This window comes from Erysipelatoclostridium sp. MSK.7.34 (assembly GCF_019041935.1).
GTDB classification, from domain to species: domain Bacteria; phylum Bacillota_I; class Bacilli_A; order Erysipelotrichales; family Coprobacillaceae; genus Thomasclavelia; species Thomasclavelia ramosa.
This window is the reverse complement of the sequence record NZ_JAHPYJ010000003.1, coordinates 93624-110139: the sequence shown is the minus strand read 5'-3', so window position 1 is coordinate 110139 and position 16516 is coordinate 93624. Positions and strand designations below refer to the sequence as shown.

The 16516-nt window shown below is 31.5% G+C and carries 13 protein-coding genes; 11 read left to right on the top strand and 2 right to left on the bottom strand.

Annotated features, from left to right (window positions below):
• Positions 1-93 precede the first annotated feature (93 nt).
• The 11 genes from KTF99_RS03355 to KTF99_RS03305 all read left to right on the top strand — a co-directional run bounded on the left by KTF99_RS03355 (position 94) and on the right by KTF99_RS03305 (position 13008).
• Positions 94-915 carry a transporter substrate-binding domain-containing protein gene (locus KTF99_RS03355; RefSeq protein WP_009008834.1) on the top strand — a complete coding sequence of 274 codons (822 nt, stop codon included), beginning with the start codon at positions 94-96 and terminating at the stop codon, positions 913-915.
• Between the two features lie 2 nt (positions 916-917).
• Positions 918-1622 carry an amino acid ABC transporter permease gene (locus KTF99_RS03350; protein WP_029482125.1) on the top strand — a complete coding sequence of 235 codons (705 nt, stop codon included), beginning with the start codon at positions 918-920 and terminating at the stop codon, positions 1620-1622.
• Positions 1623-1638: 16 nt separating this feature from the next.
• A complete protein-coding gene (locus KTF99_RS03345) occupies positions 1639-2373 on the top strand; it encodes an amino acid ABC transporter ATP-binding protein (RefSeq protein ID WP_003535586.1) in 735 nt (244 codons plus the stop codon).
• 208 nt (positions 2374-2581) lie between these two features.
• Positions 2582-4315, top strand: a complete 1734-nt coding sequence (kdpA, locus tag KTF99_RS03340) for a potassium-transporting ATPase subunit KdpA (protein ID WP_217215447.1) — start codon at positions 2582-2584, stop codon at positions 4313-4315.
• Between the two features lie 15 nt (positions 4316-4330).
• On the top strand, positions 4331-6403 hold the full coding sequence (kdpB, locus tag KTF99_RS03335) for a potassium-transporting ATPase subunit KdpB (protein ID WP_003535596.1): 2073 nt from the start codon (positions 4331-4333) through the stop codon (positions 6401-6403).
• Positions 6404-6416: 13 nt separating this feature from the next.
• Positions 6417-7022, top strand: a complete 606-nt coding sequence (gene kdpC / locus KTF99_RS03330; RefSeq protein ID WP_003535598.1) for a potassium-transporting ATPase subunit KdpC — start codon at positions 6417-6419, stop codon at positions 7020-7022.
• 108 nt (positions 7023-7130) lie between these two features.
• On the top strand, positions 7131-9821 hold the full coding sequence (locus tag KTF99_RS03325) for a sensor histidine kinase (RefSeq protein ID WP_003535600.1): 2691 nt from the start codon (positions 7131-7133) through the stop codon (positions 9819-9821).
• Complete coding sequence (locus tag KTF99_RS03320) at positions 9814-10524, top strand: response regulator (protein WP_003535601.1); 711 nt, start codon at positions 9814-9816, stop codon at positions 10522-10524. The genes KTF99_RS03325 and KTF99_RS03320 overlap by 8 nt, the downstream gene beginning before the upstream one ends.
• Positions 10525-10568: 44 nt before the next feature.
• Positions 10569-12029 carry an ATP-binding protein gene (locus tag KTF99_RS03315; protein WP_008792566.1) on the top strand — a complete coding sequence of 487 codons (1461 nt, stop codon included), beginning with the start codon at positions 10569-10571 and terminating at the stop codon, positions 12027-12029.
• The gene (locus KTF99_RS03310; protein ID WP_003535603.1) at positions 12022-12705 is read left to right on the top strand and encodes a response regulator; all 684 of its coding nucleotides are present in this window, start codon (positions 12022-12024) and stop codon (positions 12703-12705) included. Before KTF99_RS03315 ends, KTF99_RS03310 begins: the two co-directional genes overlap by 8 nt.
• A 96-nt stretch (positions 12706-12801) precedes the next feature.
• Positions 12802-13008 carry a hypothetical protein gene (locus KTF99_RS03305; protein ID WP_003535604.1) on the top strand — a complete coding sequence of 69 codons (207 nt, stop codon included), beginning with the start codon at positions 12802-12804 and terminating at the stop codon, positions 13006-13008.
• A 667-nt stretch (positions 13009-13675) separates the two neighbouring features.
• Here the strand turns inward: KTF99_RS03305 and KTF99_RS03300 are convergent.
• Positions 13676-15061, bottom strand: a complete 1386-nt coding sequence (locus KTF99_RS03300) for a hypothetical protein (RefSeq protein ID WP_029482130.1) — start codon at positions 15059-15061, stop codon at positions 13676-13678.
• Entirely contained in the window at positions 15042-16469 is a 1428-nt protein-coding gene (locus KTF99_RS03295; protein ID WP_217215446.1) for a hypothetical protein, read from the bottom strand. Before KTF99_RS03295 ends, KTF99_RS03300 begins: the two co-directional genes overlap by 20 nt.
• Positions 16470-16516 lie beyond the last annotated feature (47 nt).

Below are 16516 nucleotides of genomic sequence, written 5' to 3'. Positions count from 1 at the left end.
AGCATGCTAGACTTTTAATAGCTAGAGGAGGATAAAATAATGGTTTAACTTATTTCAATATTTAATATTAAAAAGAAAGGAATAAACGATAAAATGAAGAAAATATTAGCTTTTTTATTAATAGCTTTATTAATTAGTGGCTGTGAGAGTAATAGTGGGAATAAGAGTATTGATGAAGGTGATGTATTTGTAGTTGGAATGGAATGTAATTATCCACCGTTTAACTGGCAGACAAATACACAAAGTGATACCGCAGTTGAATTAGAAGGCAGTGGTTACGCTGATGGCTATGATGTTTATATCGCAAAGGAAATAGCAGAAAGTCTTGATAAAAAACTGGTTATAAAAAAATTAGCATGGAATGGTTTGCAACCTGCACTTGAATCAGGCGAAATAGATGCCATTATTGCAGGAATGACAGCTGATGAAGAGCGTGAAAAAGGAATAGATTTTACAACACCATATTATCAATCTGAAATGGTTATGATCGTACGGGGTGATGATGCTAGTAAAAATTATACCGATATTCAACAATTTTCTGGTAAAACGATCGTAGGACAGATGTCAACAAGTTATGATACAGTAATTGATCAAATTAATGGAGTTGATCATGCTACACCTAAACAATCTTATCCTGAAATGCTGGTTGCTTTACAAAGTGGTGAAGTCGATGGAATTACTGCGGAATTACCTGTGGCCCAAGGAATTTTAGAAACAAATCAAGATCTAGCGATTGTTAGATTTGAACAAAATAAAGGGTTTAAAGTAGATACCGCAGTTTCAATAGGTTTAAAAGAGGGTAGTCGAAACAGTACTTTATTTAAAAAAGTACAAAAATGCATTGATAATATTTCATCAGAAAAAAGAAATGAAATGATGGGTAAATATAGTAGTAGTCAGCCTAAAGGAGAATAATCATGTTTGATTTTGATAAATCATTTACGATTTTTTTAGATAACTTTGATTTATTTTGGTATGGAACGAAAATAACAATTATTTTGGCATTAGTTGGAACAATAGCGGGTTTAATAATTGGACTGCTATTTGGAGCGATTCGTGCAACAACGATAGATATTAAAGATAAAAAGATTATTGTACTAATAAAAAAAGCATTAAAAATAATTTCAGAAATTTATATTTGGTTTTTTAGAGGAACTCCAATGCTGGTTCAAGCTATGTTTTTTTATCATGGATTGCGACCTTTTTTTCAATGGAATGCACTTACTGCCGGAATTATGATCATTTCTATTAATACTGGAGCATACATGGCAGAAATAGTTCGTTCAGGAATTCAATCTGTTGATCGTGGGCAAAGTGAAGGAGCGTTATCATTAGGAATGACAAGGGTTCAAACTATGAAGCATATTATATTACCGCAAGCAATTAGAAATTCATTTCCCGCAATTGGGAATCAATTCATTATTAATATTAAAGATAGTTCAATGCTAAATGTGATTGGGGTTGTAGAATTATTTTTCCAATCTAGCAGTATTGCTGGATCAACAATGTCATATTCAGCGACCTTCTTAATAACATGCCTGGTTTATTTGTGCTTAACCTCAATTGCGACAATTTTATTAAATATAATTGAAAAAAGAATAAATAATCCAATATTAAGATAAAGTGAGGAAATTATTTATGAGTGATAATATTATTACTATTAAACATTTAAAAAAACATTATCAAGCCCTGCCGGTACTTCTAGATATTAATTTAGAGGTTAATCGAGGCGATGTAATTAGTATCATTGGAGCAAGTGGTAGTGGTAAATCAACTTTTTTAAGATGTCTTAATTTATTAGAGATTCCTGATCATGGTGAGATATTGTATTGTAATAAAAATATTTTAAAAGAAGAACTTAATCTTAATAAATATCGTAGTGATGTTGGAATGATTTTTCAAAGCTTTAATTTATTTAATAATCTTACAGTTTTAGAAAATTGTGTTATAGGGCAAATGAAAGTACTAAATCGCAATCGTGAAGAAGCTGAAGAAAAAGCTTTATTATATCTACAAAAAGTTGGTATGGCTGAGTTTGCGAAAAAGAGCAGTACACAACTTTCTGGGGGCCAAAAACAGCGGGTTGCAATTGCAAGAGCTTTATGTATGGAACCACAGGTACTTTTATTTGATGAACCAACAAGTGCACTAGATCCTCAGATGGTAGGAGATATCTTAAAAATCATTAAACATTTAGCGTTAAAAGGTATGACTATGATTATTGTGACTCATGAAATGCAGTTTGCGCGTGATGTTTCGAATAAAGTTATATTTATGCATAATGGAATTATTGAAGAAGCAGGAACACCAGAGCAAATATTTGAGCATCCTCGAAGTATGGGAATGATTCAATTTTTATCACGGCAATATTAGAGAACTTAATTAGTTCTCTTTTTAATAGATATTAATACTATCTTAATATCTTTAATATTTAACTTAACGCTACATTAATTTTATTCATGCTAAACTCATCGTGTAAAAGGAGGACACTTATGAATGTAATCGTAGGAGTGATTGGGGTAATCGGTGTTGCAATATTAGGTTACCTTACAGTGATATTAATTAAGGGGGATAAACAGTAATGGATATTTTTGTCAAATATCTAGGATATCTAATCGTTCTTGTTGTTTTAGCAGTACCGTTAGGTTTTTACATTAATAAAGTCATGAACGGTAAAAAAGTTTTTTTATCAAGAATTTTAGAACCATGTGAAAATTTCATTTATCGAGTTTTACATGTAAAAAAAGATGAAGAGATGTCTTGGAAGAAGTATTTAGTAAGTGTATTAATATTTAGTGGATTTGGATTAGTATTTGTCTTTTTATTACAAATGCTGCAAGGAGTTTTGCCGGGTAATCCTGCAAAGGTTGAAGGAACAACATGGGACCTTGCGTTAAATACAGCAATAAGTTTTGTTACTAACACTAACTGGCAAGCTTATAGTGGTGAAAGTGGATTAAGTTATTTAACACAATCGTTAGGTTTAACGGTTCAAAACTTTGTTTCTGCAGGAACAGGACTAGCAGTTTTATATGCATTGATTAGAGGCTTTACAAGAATTAAGGCTAAAGGCTTAGGAAATTTTTGGGTTGATTTAACAAGATCTGTAATCTATGTCTTAATGCCGCTATCAGTTGTCTTATCAATTATTTTAGTGAGTCAAGGTGTAACTCAAAGTATTGATGAGTATCAAACTGTTAAATTGGCCGAACCAGTTGTTTTAGAAGATGGTACTGAAATTACAGAACAGACAGTACCTTTAGGACCTGCGGCCAGTCAGATTGCAATCAAGCAATTAGGTACTAATGGTGGTGGTTTCTATGGCGTTAACTCAGCCCATCCATTGGAAAATCCAACTGGATTAAGTAATTTAGTAGAAGTTGTATCAATATTATTGATTCCTGCGGCTCTTTGTTTTTCATTTGGCAAGGGAATTAAAGATAGTCGTCAAGGTATTGCTATCTTTGTCGCAATGGGAATTATGCTGGTAGCAGCACTTGGAAGTATTGCTGTTAGTGAGCAGATGGCAACTCCACAATTAGAACAAAATGGAATTGTCGATATTAGTAACCATGACCAAGCTGGCGGAAATATGGAAGGTAAAGAATCGCGTTTTGGAATTGTTGGATCATCAACTTGGGCCGCTTTTACAACAGCAGCATCAAATGGTTCAGTCAATTCAATGCATGATAGTTATACACCATTAGGCGGAATGGTAACAATGTTATTAATGCAGTTAGGTGAAGTAATTTTTGGTGGTGTTGGCTGTGGTTTATATGGAATGTTAGGATTTGTTATTTTAGCTGTATTTATGGCTGGATTAATGGTTGGACGAACCCCAGAATATTTAGGTAAGAAGATTGAGCCTTATGAGATGAAATGGGCCGTAGTTGTTTGTTTAGCAACACCTGTAGCTATTCTTGTAGGTAGTGGGATTGCTTCCCTAGTTCCTCAAGTTGCGGATAGTTTAAATAACAGCGGTGCACACGGTTTTTCAGAATTGTTATATGCTTATTCTTCAGCAGGTGGTAATAATGGTTCAGCTTTTGCTGGTTTTGCAGCAAATACACCATTTATTAACGTAACACTTGGATTGGTTATGTTATTTGTTAGATTTATTCCAATTTTAGGTATTTTGGCTATTGCTGGCAGCATGGTACAAAAGAAAAAAGTGGCTGTTACTGCGGGTACATTATCAACTTGTTCACCACTATTTGTCTTTTTATTAGTATTCGTAGTGTTATTAGTTGGAGCACTAAGTTTCTTTCCGGCTTTAGCTCTAGGACCAATTGCAGAATTTTTTGGAATGTTTTAATCGGGGGATAAATATATGAAAACAGAAACAAAGAGTGCTTTAATGGATAAACAAATGGTCATTCGTGCTATTAAAGATTCTTTTTATAAATTAGCGCCTAAGACGCAAGCAAAGAATCCCGTAATGTTATTAGTATATATTTCAGCTATTTTAACGACGGCTTTGTTTGTTATTTCGTTATTTGGGATTAAAGATGCAAATTCTGGATTTACTCTAGGAATAGCAGTAATTTTATGGTTTACAGTGCTGTTTGCTAATTTTGCAGAAGCGATTGCTGAAGGACGCGGAAAAGCGCAGGCAGATTCATTGCGAGCAGCTAAGAAAGATGTTGAAGCTTATAAGATTCCAAGCATTGATCAAAAAGATATAGTTGAAATTGTATCATCAGCAACGCTAACAAAAGGTGATATCGTACTTGTTAAAGCAGGACAACAAATTCCTGGTGATGGTGAAGTTATTGATGGTGTAGCTTCAGTTGATGAAAGTGCAATAACTGGAGAGTCAGCACCGGTTATCCGTGAAAGCGGTGGTGATCGAAGTGCAGTAACCGGTGGGACTACAGTTTTATCAGATTGGATCGTTGTTCAAATTTCAAGTGAACCTGGAGAAAGTTTCTTAGATAAGATGATTTCCATGGTTGAAGGTGCCAACCGAAAAAAAACACCAAACGAAATGGCCTTACAAATTTTCCTTGTAGCCCTTTCAATTATCTTTGTTTTAGTAACTATGGCACTTTACGCGTATTCAGCTTTTGGAGCTAAACAAGCAGGGATGGATAATCCTTCTTCGGTGACAGTATTAGTAGCTTTACTAGTATGTTTAGCACCAACAACAATCGGAGCACTGTTATCAGCAATTGGGATAGCTGGAATGTCTCGATTAAATCAAGCTAATGTACTCGCCATGAGTGGTCGGGCAATTGAAGCAGCCGGTGATGTTGATACCTTATTACTTGATAAAACAGGAACAATCACACTGGGTAATCGTCAAGCTAGTGCATTTATTCCCGTAGATGGGGTAACGAGCGAAGAGTTGGCTGATGCTGCTCAATTGGCTTCATTAGCTGACGAAACTCCTGAAGGACGTAGTATTGTTGTTCTTGCAAAAGAACAATTTAATCTTCGGGGACGAAGTATTAATCAAATGCATATGGAATTTGTACCATTCAGTGCAAAAACGAGAATGAGTGGTGTTAATTATCAAGGTAATGAAATTCGTAAAGGTGCAGCTGATACAATTAAAAAATATGTAACAGAAAACGGACATATATATAGTGATGAGTGTGAAAAGGTAGTTACTGAGATTGCTAATCTTGGAGGAACACCATTAGTTGTAACTAAAAATAAAAAGGTTTTAGGAGTAATTCATCTTAAAGATATTATTAAACAAGGGGTTAAAGAAAAGTTTGCTGATCTTCGTAAAATGGGAATTAAAACGGTTATGATAACCGGTGATAATCCTTTAACAGCAGCTGCAATTGCAGCTGAAGCTGGAGTTGATGATTTTTTAGCTGAAGCTACGCCAGAAGGCAAATTAGAAATGATTCGAGAACTTCAAGCTAAAGGTCACCTCGTTGCAATGACTGGTGATGGAACTAATGATGCTCCAGCTTTGGCTCAAGCAGATGTTGCAGTAGCAATGAATACAGGTACTCAGGCAGCTAAAGAAGCTGGAAATATGGTTGACTTAGATTCTTCACCAACTAAATTGATTGATATTGTTCGTATTGGGAAACAATTATTAATGACAAGAGGAAGTTTAACAACTTTTTCAATTGCTAACGACGTAGCTAAATACTTTGCAATTATTCCTGTACTATTCATTACTTTATATCCGGGATTAGATGCTTTGAATATTATGGGATTACACAGTAAGGATAGTGCGATTTTCTCAGCAATCATCTATAATGCATTAATTATTATTGCGTTGATTCCATTAGCTTTAAAAGGAGTAAAATATCGTGAAGTGTCAGCTGGTAAGTTATTATCAAGAAATTTATTAGTATATGGATTAGGTGGAATTATTGCTCCCTTTATTTGTATTAAAATTATTGATGTAATTATTGTTGCTTTGCATATTGTATCGTAGGAGGAGAAGTTTAATGAAACATCTTAAAACAAGCGTTCTACCCGCTTTAAAAATATTTCTGATCTTTACAGTTGTTTGTGGAGTTATTTATACTGCTGCTATTACTGGTTTTGCTCAAATTGTTTTTCCTGACAAAGCAAATGGAAGCATTATTGAAGTAGATGGAAAAAAATATGGTAGTGAATTATTAGGTCAACAATTTATCGATGATACTCATATGTGGGGTAGAATCATGATAATTGATGGTGAAACTTTCACAAATAAAGATGGTGAAAAGACAATGTATGGTTTAGCATCTAACAGTTCTCCTGCTAGTGAAGATTATGAAAAGGTTATTGCTGAAAGGGTTGCAATGATTGAGGCTGCAAATCCGGAGCAGAAAGGTAAACAAATACCTGTTGATCTAGTAACTGTATCTGGTTCTGGACTTGATCCACATATTTCTCTAGCAGCTGCGGAATATCAGATTCCACGTTTAGTAAGAACAACAGGAAAGAGTGAAGCTGAAATTAGAAAGATTATTGATAAATATACTGATCATGGATTTCTTGGTTATTTTGGAGAAACAACAGTAAATGTCCTTAAAGTCAATTTGGCTCTTGATGGCATTTTGAAATAAAAATAAGTGTCTGTCATTATGATAGGCACTTATTTTAACAAAGCAATCTTAATACTTTTTTAATATCCTAGGCGCTATAATAAAAATAACAGTAAAGGAGGAAGTGTAATGGATGAACGAAGACCAGATCCCGAAGAATTGTTAAAACAGATTAAACAAGAAGAGATTGCTAAACAGCGCGGTAAATTAAAAATATTTTTTGGCTACGCAGCGGGTGTTGGAAAGACTTATGCCATGTTGGAAGCAGCTCATGTTGCTTATCATGCCGGTGTCGATGTAGTAGCAGGCTATGTTGAGCCGCATCAGCGTCCGGAAACATCAAAATTATTGGACGGATTAGAGGTCTTACCTCCTTTAAAAGTTACTCATAACGGAATCATGCTCAATGAGTTTGATTTGGATGGTGCATTAAAACGAAATCCCGATTTAATATTGGTTGATGAACTGGCTCATACAAATGATGAGCAGTGTCGGCATTTAAAACGATATCAGGATATTAATGAATTACTAGATCATGGCATCGACGTTTATACAACGATAAATGTTCAACATATTGAGAGTTTAAACGATATTATTGCTTCAATTACTGCAGTTGTGGTCAAAGAGCGAATCCCCGATTATATTTTTGATAATGCCGATCAGGTAGAACTAGTTGATATAGAGCCTGAAGATTTAATTAAGCGTTTAGAGGCTGGGAAAATATATCAGAAAAATCAGGTTCAACGAGCATTAGGAAACTTTTTTATGCTTGATAACTTGATTGCTTTAAGAGAGATTGCACTCCGTCGTACAGCTGATCGTGTTAATAAAAAATTTGAGCAAATTAAACCTAAAAACGGCGAACATCATTATACCAATGAACATATTCTAATTTGTTTATCACCAGCTCCTTCAAATCAAAAAGTTATTAGAACAGCCGCTCGAATGGCTAATGCTTTCTTTGGTGAATTTACAGCAGTTTTTGTAGAGACGCCTAATTTTGAAAAAATGCCGACTAAAGTTAAACAGGCATTAAGAGCCAATACTAAATTGGCTTCTCAATTAGGGGCTAATATAGTAAATTTGTATGGTGATAATGTTCCTGAACAAATTAGTGAATATGCAAGGTTTGCTGGAGTATCAAAAATCGTATTAGGAAGAACTAATACTAAACGACGTTTTTCGCACAATAGTTTTGCAGATCAATTAATCGCTTTAACACCAACGATCGATATTTATATCATCCCAGATAAAATTAGAAACAATTATAAGCATACGTCTTTAAAACCGCGACAATTTTTTTCTTTATCAATTAAAGATACCATCCTTTCAATTGTAATTATTCTTATTGTTACATTATTAGGAATTTGGTTTAGAGATTTAGGATTTGGTGAAGCTAATATTATTATGGTGCATATTCTAGGTGTTTTAGCAACTTCATTATTAACGGAAAATCTAATTTATACTCTTTTGTCGTCTTTAGTAAGTGTGCTATCTTTTAATTTCTTTTTTACTATTCCGATGCACTCATTTACAGCATATGATAAAGGTTATCCAATAACTTTTGTAATCATGTTTTTAACAGCTTTTATCACAGGTACTCTAACTAAACGAGTAAAAGAACAAGCTCGTCTATCAGCAATAAAAGCTTTTCGAACAGAAGTTCTATTAAAATCGAGTCAAAAATTGCAACGGGCTAAAACAAAAAAAGAAATAATTGATGAGATTTCTAAACAATTATTTAAACTTCTAGATAAGACAATTATTTTTTATCCTGTTGAAAATCATGAACTAAGTGAACCACTCGTATTTAAAAGTAATGAACAGGAAGATGAAAAAATTTATTTGAATAAAGATGAGGAAGCGGTAGCTTCTTGGGTTTTTAATAATAATAAACATGCTGGTGCTTCAACAACGACGTTACCCGGAGCAAAATGTCTATACTTAGCTGTTCGTTGTGAAGATAGTGTTTTGGGAGTAATTGGAATCTATTTAGATAAGACAGCGATCGATGATTTTGAAAACAATTTATTAATGGCTATTTTAAATGAAGGAGCGATGGCTTTAGAAAAAGAAGCTTCAAATAGTAAAAAACGTGAAGTTGAAATTAAAGCGAATCAAGAAGAACTACGTGCAAATTTACTACGCTCTATTTCTCATGATTTGCGTACACCATTGACTAGCATTTCTGGCAATGCGGGAGTTTTATTAGATAGTGCAGATAAACTATCTAATGAACGTAAAATAGAAATATATAGTGATATTTACGAAGACTCAATGTGGTTGATTGATTTAGTAGAGAATTTACTTTCAATAACAAGGATTGAAAATGGGAATATTCAAATAAATAAGGAAGCACAATTAATTAATGAAATTGTTTTAGAAGCGATGCATCATATTAGTAAAGATAGTGCAGATCACATTATTCAATTGGACTTATCAGATGAGTTCATTTTTGTAAAAATAGATGCCCGACTGATTATGCAGGTTATTATTAATATTGTAAATAATGCAATAAAATATACACCGTTAGGTTCAACTATAAAAATTACAACTAAGAAGCTTAATCAGGTATTATCACTAGAAATCAGTGATGATGGAGAAGGCGTTCCTGATGATCAAAAAGAAAAACTTTTTGAAATGTTTTATACTCGTAATAACTTAAACGGAGATAGTCGTCGTGGGTTAGGATTGGGTCTGGCTTTATGTAAATCAATCGTTGAAGCTCATGACGGAAAAATTAAAGTAATTGATAATTATCCCCGAGGATCAATTTTTGTAATTAATTTGCCATTAGAGGAGGTAGATATACATGGATAAACCATTAATTTTAGTCGTAGAAGATGATCGTGCTGTACGAAGTTTGGTAACAACAACATTAGATACACATGATTATAAATATATTACAGCCCAAAATGGCCAACAGGCACTGTTGGAAATTGTTTCTCGTCGTCCTAATATTATTTTACTAGATCTTGGTTTACCCGATATGGATGGAATTGAGATTATTAAAAAAGTGCGGAGCTGGTCAATTGTGCCAATCATTGTTATTAGTGCTCGGAGCGAAGATAAGAGTAAAATAGAAGCTTTGGATACTGGAGCTGATGATTATTTGACAAAACCTTTTAGTATAGATGAGTTATTAGCACGGCTTCGGGCAACGATGCGAAGATTAAAATATCTTGAACATCAAGAAATTGAAGATGTTGTTTTTACTAATGGGGATTTAAAAGTTAATTTTGATTCTGGCTGTGCCTATTTAAATGATCAAGAATTACACTTAACCCCTATCGAGTATAAGTTGTTGTGTTTATTAGCAAAAAATATTGATAAAGTTTTGACTCATAATTATATTTTAAAAGAAGTATGGGGTGATGTAATTCAAAGTGATGTCCCATCTTTACGAGTTTTTATGGCAACTCTACGAAAGAAAATAGAATCAGATACAACTAATCCTAAATATATTCAAACTCATGTAGGGGTTGGTTATCGAATGTTGAGAGTAGAAAGAGAGAAAGAGTAAATCACTTTCTCTTGAATCATTGAGTAGCAGGCTAGGAGGTTAATATGAAGAATAAGGATAATTATGTTAACTTAACTAAAATCATTGTTATATGGATATTAGCAACAATTTCATCATTAATATTAGATTATTTTAAAATAAGGGTTGAAAACATTCTTTTAATTTATGTTGTTGGAGTACTGATAAGTATTATTGAAACAAGTAATATTGCCTGGGGAATAATTTCAGCAATAATTTATATTATGACTTTCAATTATCTTTATACCGATCCTCGATATACTTTTTTGATTAATGATCCTAATTATTTAATATCTGTTTTTATTTTTATTATTGTTGCAATAATTGTTTCTACATTAACAAATCGACTAAAAAAACAGCGTGAGATTGCTTTGTATCAAGAAGAAGTGACATCTAAAATAAATCAAATTAGTAGTGGCTTTTTAAATCTATCGGGTTATGAGGAAATAAGGACTTATTGCCAGGACAGTTTATATAATTTAACGAAAATAAAAAATGAAGTATTTCTATATCAAAATAAAGAGTTTCAAGATTTAATGGCATGGTGGTGTTATTGTCATGGTGAACCATGTGGAAAGGATCAAAAGAAATTCACATATTTAAAGGAAGTATATTTACCAATCAAAAAGGATAATTATACGTATGGTACGATCAAATTTGATTGTAATCAAAGAACTATTACTGATGAAGATCTTATTTATATAAAAACAATAATTGCGGAGTTGATTTTAGTATTACAAAGAGATCTTTTAAGCCATGAAAAAGAAGAAGCTAGATTACAAGTGGAGCGAGAAAAATTAAAAAGTACTTTATTAAGAAGTATTTCTCATGATCTTAGAACACCATTAACTAGTATTGCTGGTGGGGCTAATTTTTTAGTAAATAATTTGGATACAGTTGAGTCTGATACTAGTCTAAATATTATTCAAGATATTAGTAAAGAAGCAATGCGTTTAAATGGGATGGTTGAAAACCTATTAAACATGACAAGGATTCAAGAAGGAAATTTTAAAATAAATAAAAAACTAGAAGTAGTTGACGATATTATATCTACAGCAGTTTCAGCAATTACTAATCGTAAAGAAAATCATGAATTAGTTGTTAAAGAAACCAAAGATATTATTTTGTTTCCCTGTGATGCTCAATTAATTGTTCAAGTACTCGTTAATTTATTAGATAATGCTTTTAAACATACTCCTGACGCTAGTAAAGTGATGTTAAAAGCATTTGTTCGAAATAATAATATTATTTTTCAAGTAATTGATAATGGTAAAGGAATTGAAATAAAGCAGCTCAATCATATCTTTGACGATTTCTTTACAACCAGTCTAGATAATGGTGATCATAAACGTGGAATTGGGCTAGGTCTAGCAATATGCAAAGCAATTGTTGAAGCGCATAAGGGTGAAATCAAGGCCTTTAATAACGATTTAGGTGGGGCAACATTTGAATTAAGCCTACCGTTGGAGGAAGAGAACAATGAATAATACAACAATTCTAATTGTTGAAGATGACAAAACAATTCAAAACTTTCTAAAAGTAACTTTAAAAACTCAAAATTATAACTATATTATTGCCGAAACTGGACTAAGCGGTTTATCACTTTTCTATGCCAATCGACCAGATTTAGTTTTACTTGATTTAGGTTTGCCGGATATTGAAGGAATTGAGGTGCTTAAACAAATACGTCAAAATTCAAGTATACCAATTATCGTCGTTTCAGCTCGTTCATCAGAAACTGAAAAAGTTATGGCACTTGATTATGGTAGTGATGACTACGTGACTAAACCTTTTAATGCCGCAGAACTATTAGCACGAATTAGAGCAGCACTACGGCATTGCTTAAAAGAAAAAGTTAGCGAACCAATATTTGAATTAGATTATTTGAAAGTTGATTTTGAACGACGACACGTATGGGTCAAAGATCAAGAAATTCATTTAACACCAATTGAATATAAGATGTTAGTCTTATTGATTACTAATCGTGGAAAAGTATTAACCCACCATTTTATTCAAGAAAATGTCTGGGGATATGAAACTACAGATGATTATCAATCATTACGAGTATTTATGGCTAATATTCGTCGTAAAATTGAAATTGATAGTTCCTCACCACATTTCATTATTACTGAAGTTGGGGTAGGATATCGGTTTGTTGAATAATATTAATGTAATCTTTATATTTAGGGCTAAGATTATAAATAGAAAATTTATTCCTTTCCATGCTACGATATCAGTGTAGAAAGGGAGTGATTATATATGTTGAAAACAGCATATATTTATCCTCATAATACCCCAAGTATTGTAAATAGAGGAAAGATTATAAACTATACAAAATATTTTATTACTGATGTATTTTGTGTTTTCAAATTGGCTTTATTAATGCTATTGACTGGTGCATTAATGGTTGGCGGATTATTCCTTGTTGTAGGAATGCCATACTTTGTTGTATCATTATTTATTTAATCAATTTAGATAAAAAGACATAGGGTAAAAACTCTATGTTTTTTAATAAGTATTTGGTAACTATCAGTGTTATTAACAAATTTAGATTTATATTTTAATGTTTTTAGGAATAGTTTTAATTTGTTTAAAATAACTAAATTATTTTTATTAAATGGAATCGTACTAGTAATAGGCAATCCAAAAGATAATGTTTGTCTTGCAATGGTGTTATCTGCTAAACTATGATCAATTATGAAATTAAATAGCTGTTCAACAATAATAATTATCATAGTTTTTTTCAGTAATTATGATAGAAGCTAGATATAAAAGAAGATTAATATTTTTATCAATTAATTTATTAATATATTGATCTAAGTAAAAATTTTTTATTTTGTTAGACAAGCCTTGTTTTGAAGAAATGAAGACTACTTTATTTGTATTATCTTTGATTATTAAAATGATGATTGCCATTAAAAATATTCCCGCAAGCAAATGGTTTTCTTGATACAAATACTGGTTCTAATTATCGCTTGGATTTATTAACAGCATTAGCTAATTTTTTACTGGGTTCTCACTTTGGTGATTTATTGAAAAATTAATATAATTTTAATAACTAAATAGACTAATAATTATTGTAAAAGCAAGAGTGATAAGTTTAGCTCTATAGCTAATATCGATTCTTTTCATTTCATGATCCGATCTTTATTGATAAGCTCCGATTAGTAAAAGAATAGTGATATTGGTGTCTTTTAATAATCTCAATACAGTCATTAAAGGTTTTTAGATCATCATCAAGATAATTAAAATTATTATTTGAAAAAGTTATTTTATGATGATTTAATTCAATAATTAGTTCGTCGTTTTGATTACTATGGCGCAGAGAAAAATTATATAACCTTGTAACCAAATCAATTATCTGTTCACGATTACCTTTGATAATCATCATTTGTGGTTTATAGGATAACTTTATCTTTTTAAAATTCAACACATTAGCACTGTTGTGTACTAATTGGGTGATTAGTTGTGAAATATCTATTTCTTCTATATTTTCTGGAATCGAATCAAAACTCGAAGCTTTAGAATCAGGAGAAACTGGAATTTGTTTTTTTTCAGCAAAGATTATTCCTACTCCAAGATAGATCATCCCTAAAAGGATGAGCGCTAATAAATAGTTATAATAGTGTGTTGCTAAATAATCAAAAAAGGTATACTCTTCAAATAAACCATCAAATTGATACCAGACTAAATAGCCTTTTTCATTAAAATCATTAATTCCATATAGCTCATTAAAGTCAGTATGCTGGCTATATTTTCCTGATAATTCTTGAATACAAATACTTGATGTAATTGTACTTGTTGTTTCTAGAATCTGCTTTTGATTAGAATCAATATTTTGATAATAACCGTTTTGATCAAGATTTTGATAATTTTTTTTAAAACATTTTTCTAAATTTTCATAAGATTGCAGGGTATAATTGTAAGCATAGTCGCTATCATATTCATAAATAGTAATTAAAGGGCAGTCTAGACTGACAAGCTGGCAAGTAATTGTTGAAGAATTTGCTTGCCCTAAAATAACTTGTTCATCAAAGGCTAAATATGATAGTTTTGAGACTTCAATAAAATCATTGTTGTTTTGATCATAATTTAATGTAACATTAATTGTTTCAATATTATTTTCTGATACTTGAGAAAGTAGATATTGGCTTAAAATTTTTAATTGATCATAATTTAGCTGCTTTAATGAGATAACTGATTCTTTATTATTACTATTTATAGTCATTGACCAAGTTTCACTGGCTGGTAAATAGGGATTAAGCTCTTCATCATAAACAATATAGGTATTTGTAAGAATACGCTCAAATTGTGCATTAACGGCATCTTCAACATGATATGAAGAAATTTTTAAATCATCATTAATACTATCAGCAACAATTTTAACAGGTGAATCGTCTTTATAGATCTGTTTAGCCTTTTGATAATCTTGGTATGTAAAAAAGCTTATTATGATAGCGATACTAAAAGTTATAAGAATCATTATTTTAGCAAGTTTATTAAAGTGGATTCGTTTCATCGGTTGCTCCTTTAATTATTTGTTTAAATAATAAATTATTGTGGTCAAAAGTATACTCATAATTATGAATTTTAATAATTTCTAAACAGTCATTTAATGCAGTTAAGTTTTCAGTAGTATAAGTAAAATTATCATTAGTGAAGGATAGTCCGTTTTCGATAAAAATAATCGATAAATTATCATTACTAGCACTATATCTAATCGCAAAATTATATAAAGTAGTTATAAGTTTTGTTATTTGGTTACGATTCCCTTTAATAATAGTTGTCTGAGGCTGATATGATAAAATCAATTTTTTAAATTGTAATAAGTTTGAGCTATTATCAATAAGTTCAGTAATAATCGGTTCAATGTCAACATCTTCAACATTCTTTGGTGTAACTGCGGGAACTGGATTAAGAACAATTGTTTCATATTGTGGTAAAGTGATGATATTTCGTTTTAAGATTAAAATAAAGAGAATACTAGTTATGCCAATAAGAAGATATATATAGTAATAGTCAGTAAAATAATTAAAAATAGTATATTTTTGATAATAATCGTCTACTTGATTCCAGACTAGATAGCCAAGACGATCATCAGGATAATCAAATTCTTTAGCTGAAAATGAGTCATGATGACTATATTCGCGTGACAGTTTTTGGATACAGTAACTAAAATTATATGCATTTTCTTCTGCTTCGTTATTTATTTTAAACGGATCATCATCAGGGGTCGATAGTTTATAGTAACCGTCATCTTGAGTTTTTGTATAATTTTGCTTAAAGAAATTTTCTAAATAGTTATATATTTTAATGTTTGAATTATAATAATAACCATTCCAGTCTTCATCTGATGGAATCTGAATATCTAGAAATGGTGTATATAGATTTGTGAGTTCGCAAGTAATGGTAGCAGTAGAGTCATTAGAGATATATACTTCGTCATTGATTGCAAAGTAAACTAAATTACTTACGATAATATGGTTATCGGTAATTGCAGAATAATTAAAAGTTACATTGATTGTTTTAGTCTTATCTTCATCCATCAAGGCAATAAGTTTTTCACATATTGATTTTAATTTTTGATAGCTGATTTCACTGAGTGAAACCTCAGCAATATTATCACCATTTTTAGCAGCAAAGTGCCATCTTTCATGAGGGGCTAAGAATGGTTGAAAATCTTCATCAAAGGCTAGATAAACTGATGTGACGTTTCGATCAATATTAGCTATAACAACATCTGTAAACTGTGAATAGTTATATTTTAAATCATCATTAATATCATCAGCAACATATTTAGTTGGCCAGTCATCTTTTATTGTTGCTTTATGTGCATAATAGCCAAAGTAAGTGAAGATTGTAGTAATCATCATCATGGTGATAATATAGATACTTGTTATTTTGGTAAATTTGTTTAGTCGTAACATGATTGATTTCCCCTTTCATCATATAGTAATCAAATTTATCAAGTAAA

Excerpts from the sequence above, each read along its gene's own strand:
- KTF99_RS03345 (WP_003535586.1), top strand. The coding sequence starts at position 1,639 with ATGAGTGATAATATTATTACTATTAAACATTTAAAAAAACATTATCAA.
- KTF99_RS03320 (WP_003535601.1), top strand. The coding sequence starts at position 9,814 with ATGGATAAACCATTAATTTTAGTCGTAGAAGATGATCGTGCTGTACGA.
- KTF99_RS03325 (WP_003535600.1), top strand. The coding sequence starts at position 7,131 with ATGGATGAACGAAGACCAGATCCCGAAGAATTGTTAAAACAGATTAAA.
- kdpA (WP_217215447.1), top strand. The coding sequence starts at position 2,582 with ATGGATATTTTTGTCAAATATCTAGGATATCTAATCGTTCTTGTTGTT.
- KTF99_RS03315 (WP_008792566.1), top strand. The coding sequence starts at position 10,569 with ATGAAGAATAAGGATAATTATGTTAACTTAACTAAAATCATTGTTATA.
- KTF99_RS03355 (WP_009008834.1), top strand. The coding sequence starts at position 94 with ATGAAGAAAATATTAGCTTTTTTATTAATAGCTTTATTAATTAGTGGC.
- KTF99_RS03305 (WP_003535604.1), top strand. The coding sequence starts at position 12,802 with ATGTTGAAAACAGCATATATTTATCCTCATAATACCCCAAGTATTGTA.
- KTF99_RS03300 (WP_029482130.1), bottom strand. The coding sequence starts at position 15,061 with ATGAAACGAATCCACTTTAATAAACTTGCTAAAATAATGATTCTTATA.
- KTF99_RS03350 (WP_029482125.1), top strand. The coding sequence starts at position 918 with ATGTTTGATTTTGATAAATCATTTACGATTTTTTTAGATAACTTTGAT.
- KTF99_RS03310 (WP_003535603.1), top strand. The coding sequence starts at position 12,022 with ATGAATAATACAACAATTCTAATTGTTGAAGATGACAAAACAATTCAA.
- kdpB (WP_003535596.1), top strand. The coding sequence starts at position 4,331 with ATGAAAACAGAAACAAAGAGTGCTTTAATGGATAAACAAATGGTCATT.
- kdpC (WP_003535598.1), top strand. The coding sequence starts at position 6,417 with ATGAAACATCTTAAAACAAGCGTTCTACCCGCTTTAAAAATATTTCTG.
- KTF99_RS03295 (WP_217215446.1), bottom strand. The coding sequence starts at position 16,469 with ATGTTACGACTAAACAAATTTACCAAAATAACAAGTATCTATATTATC.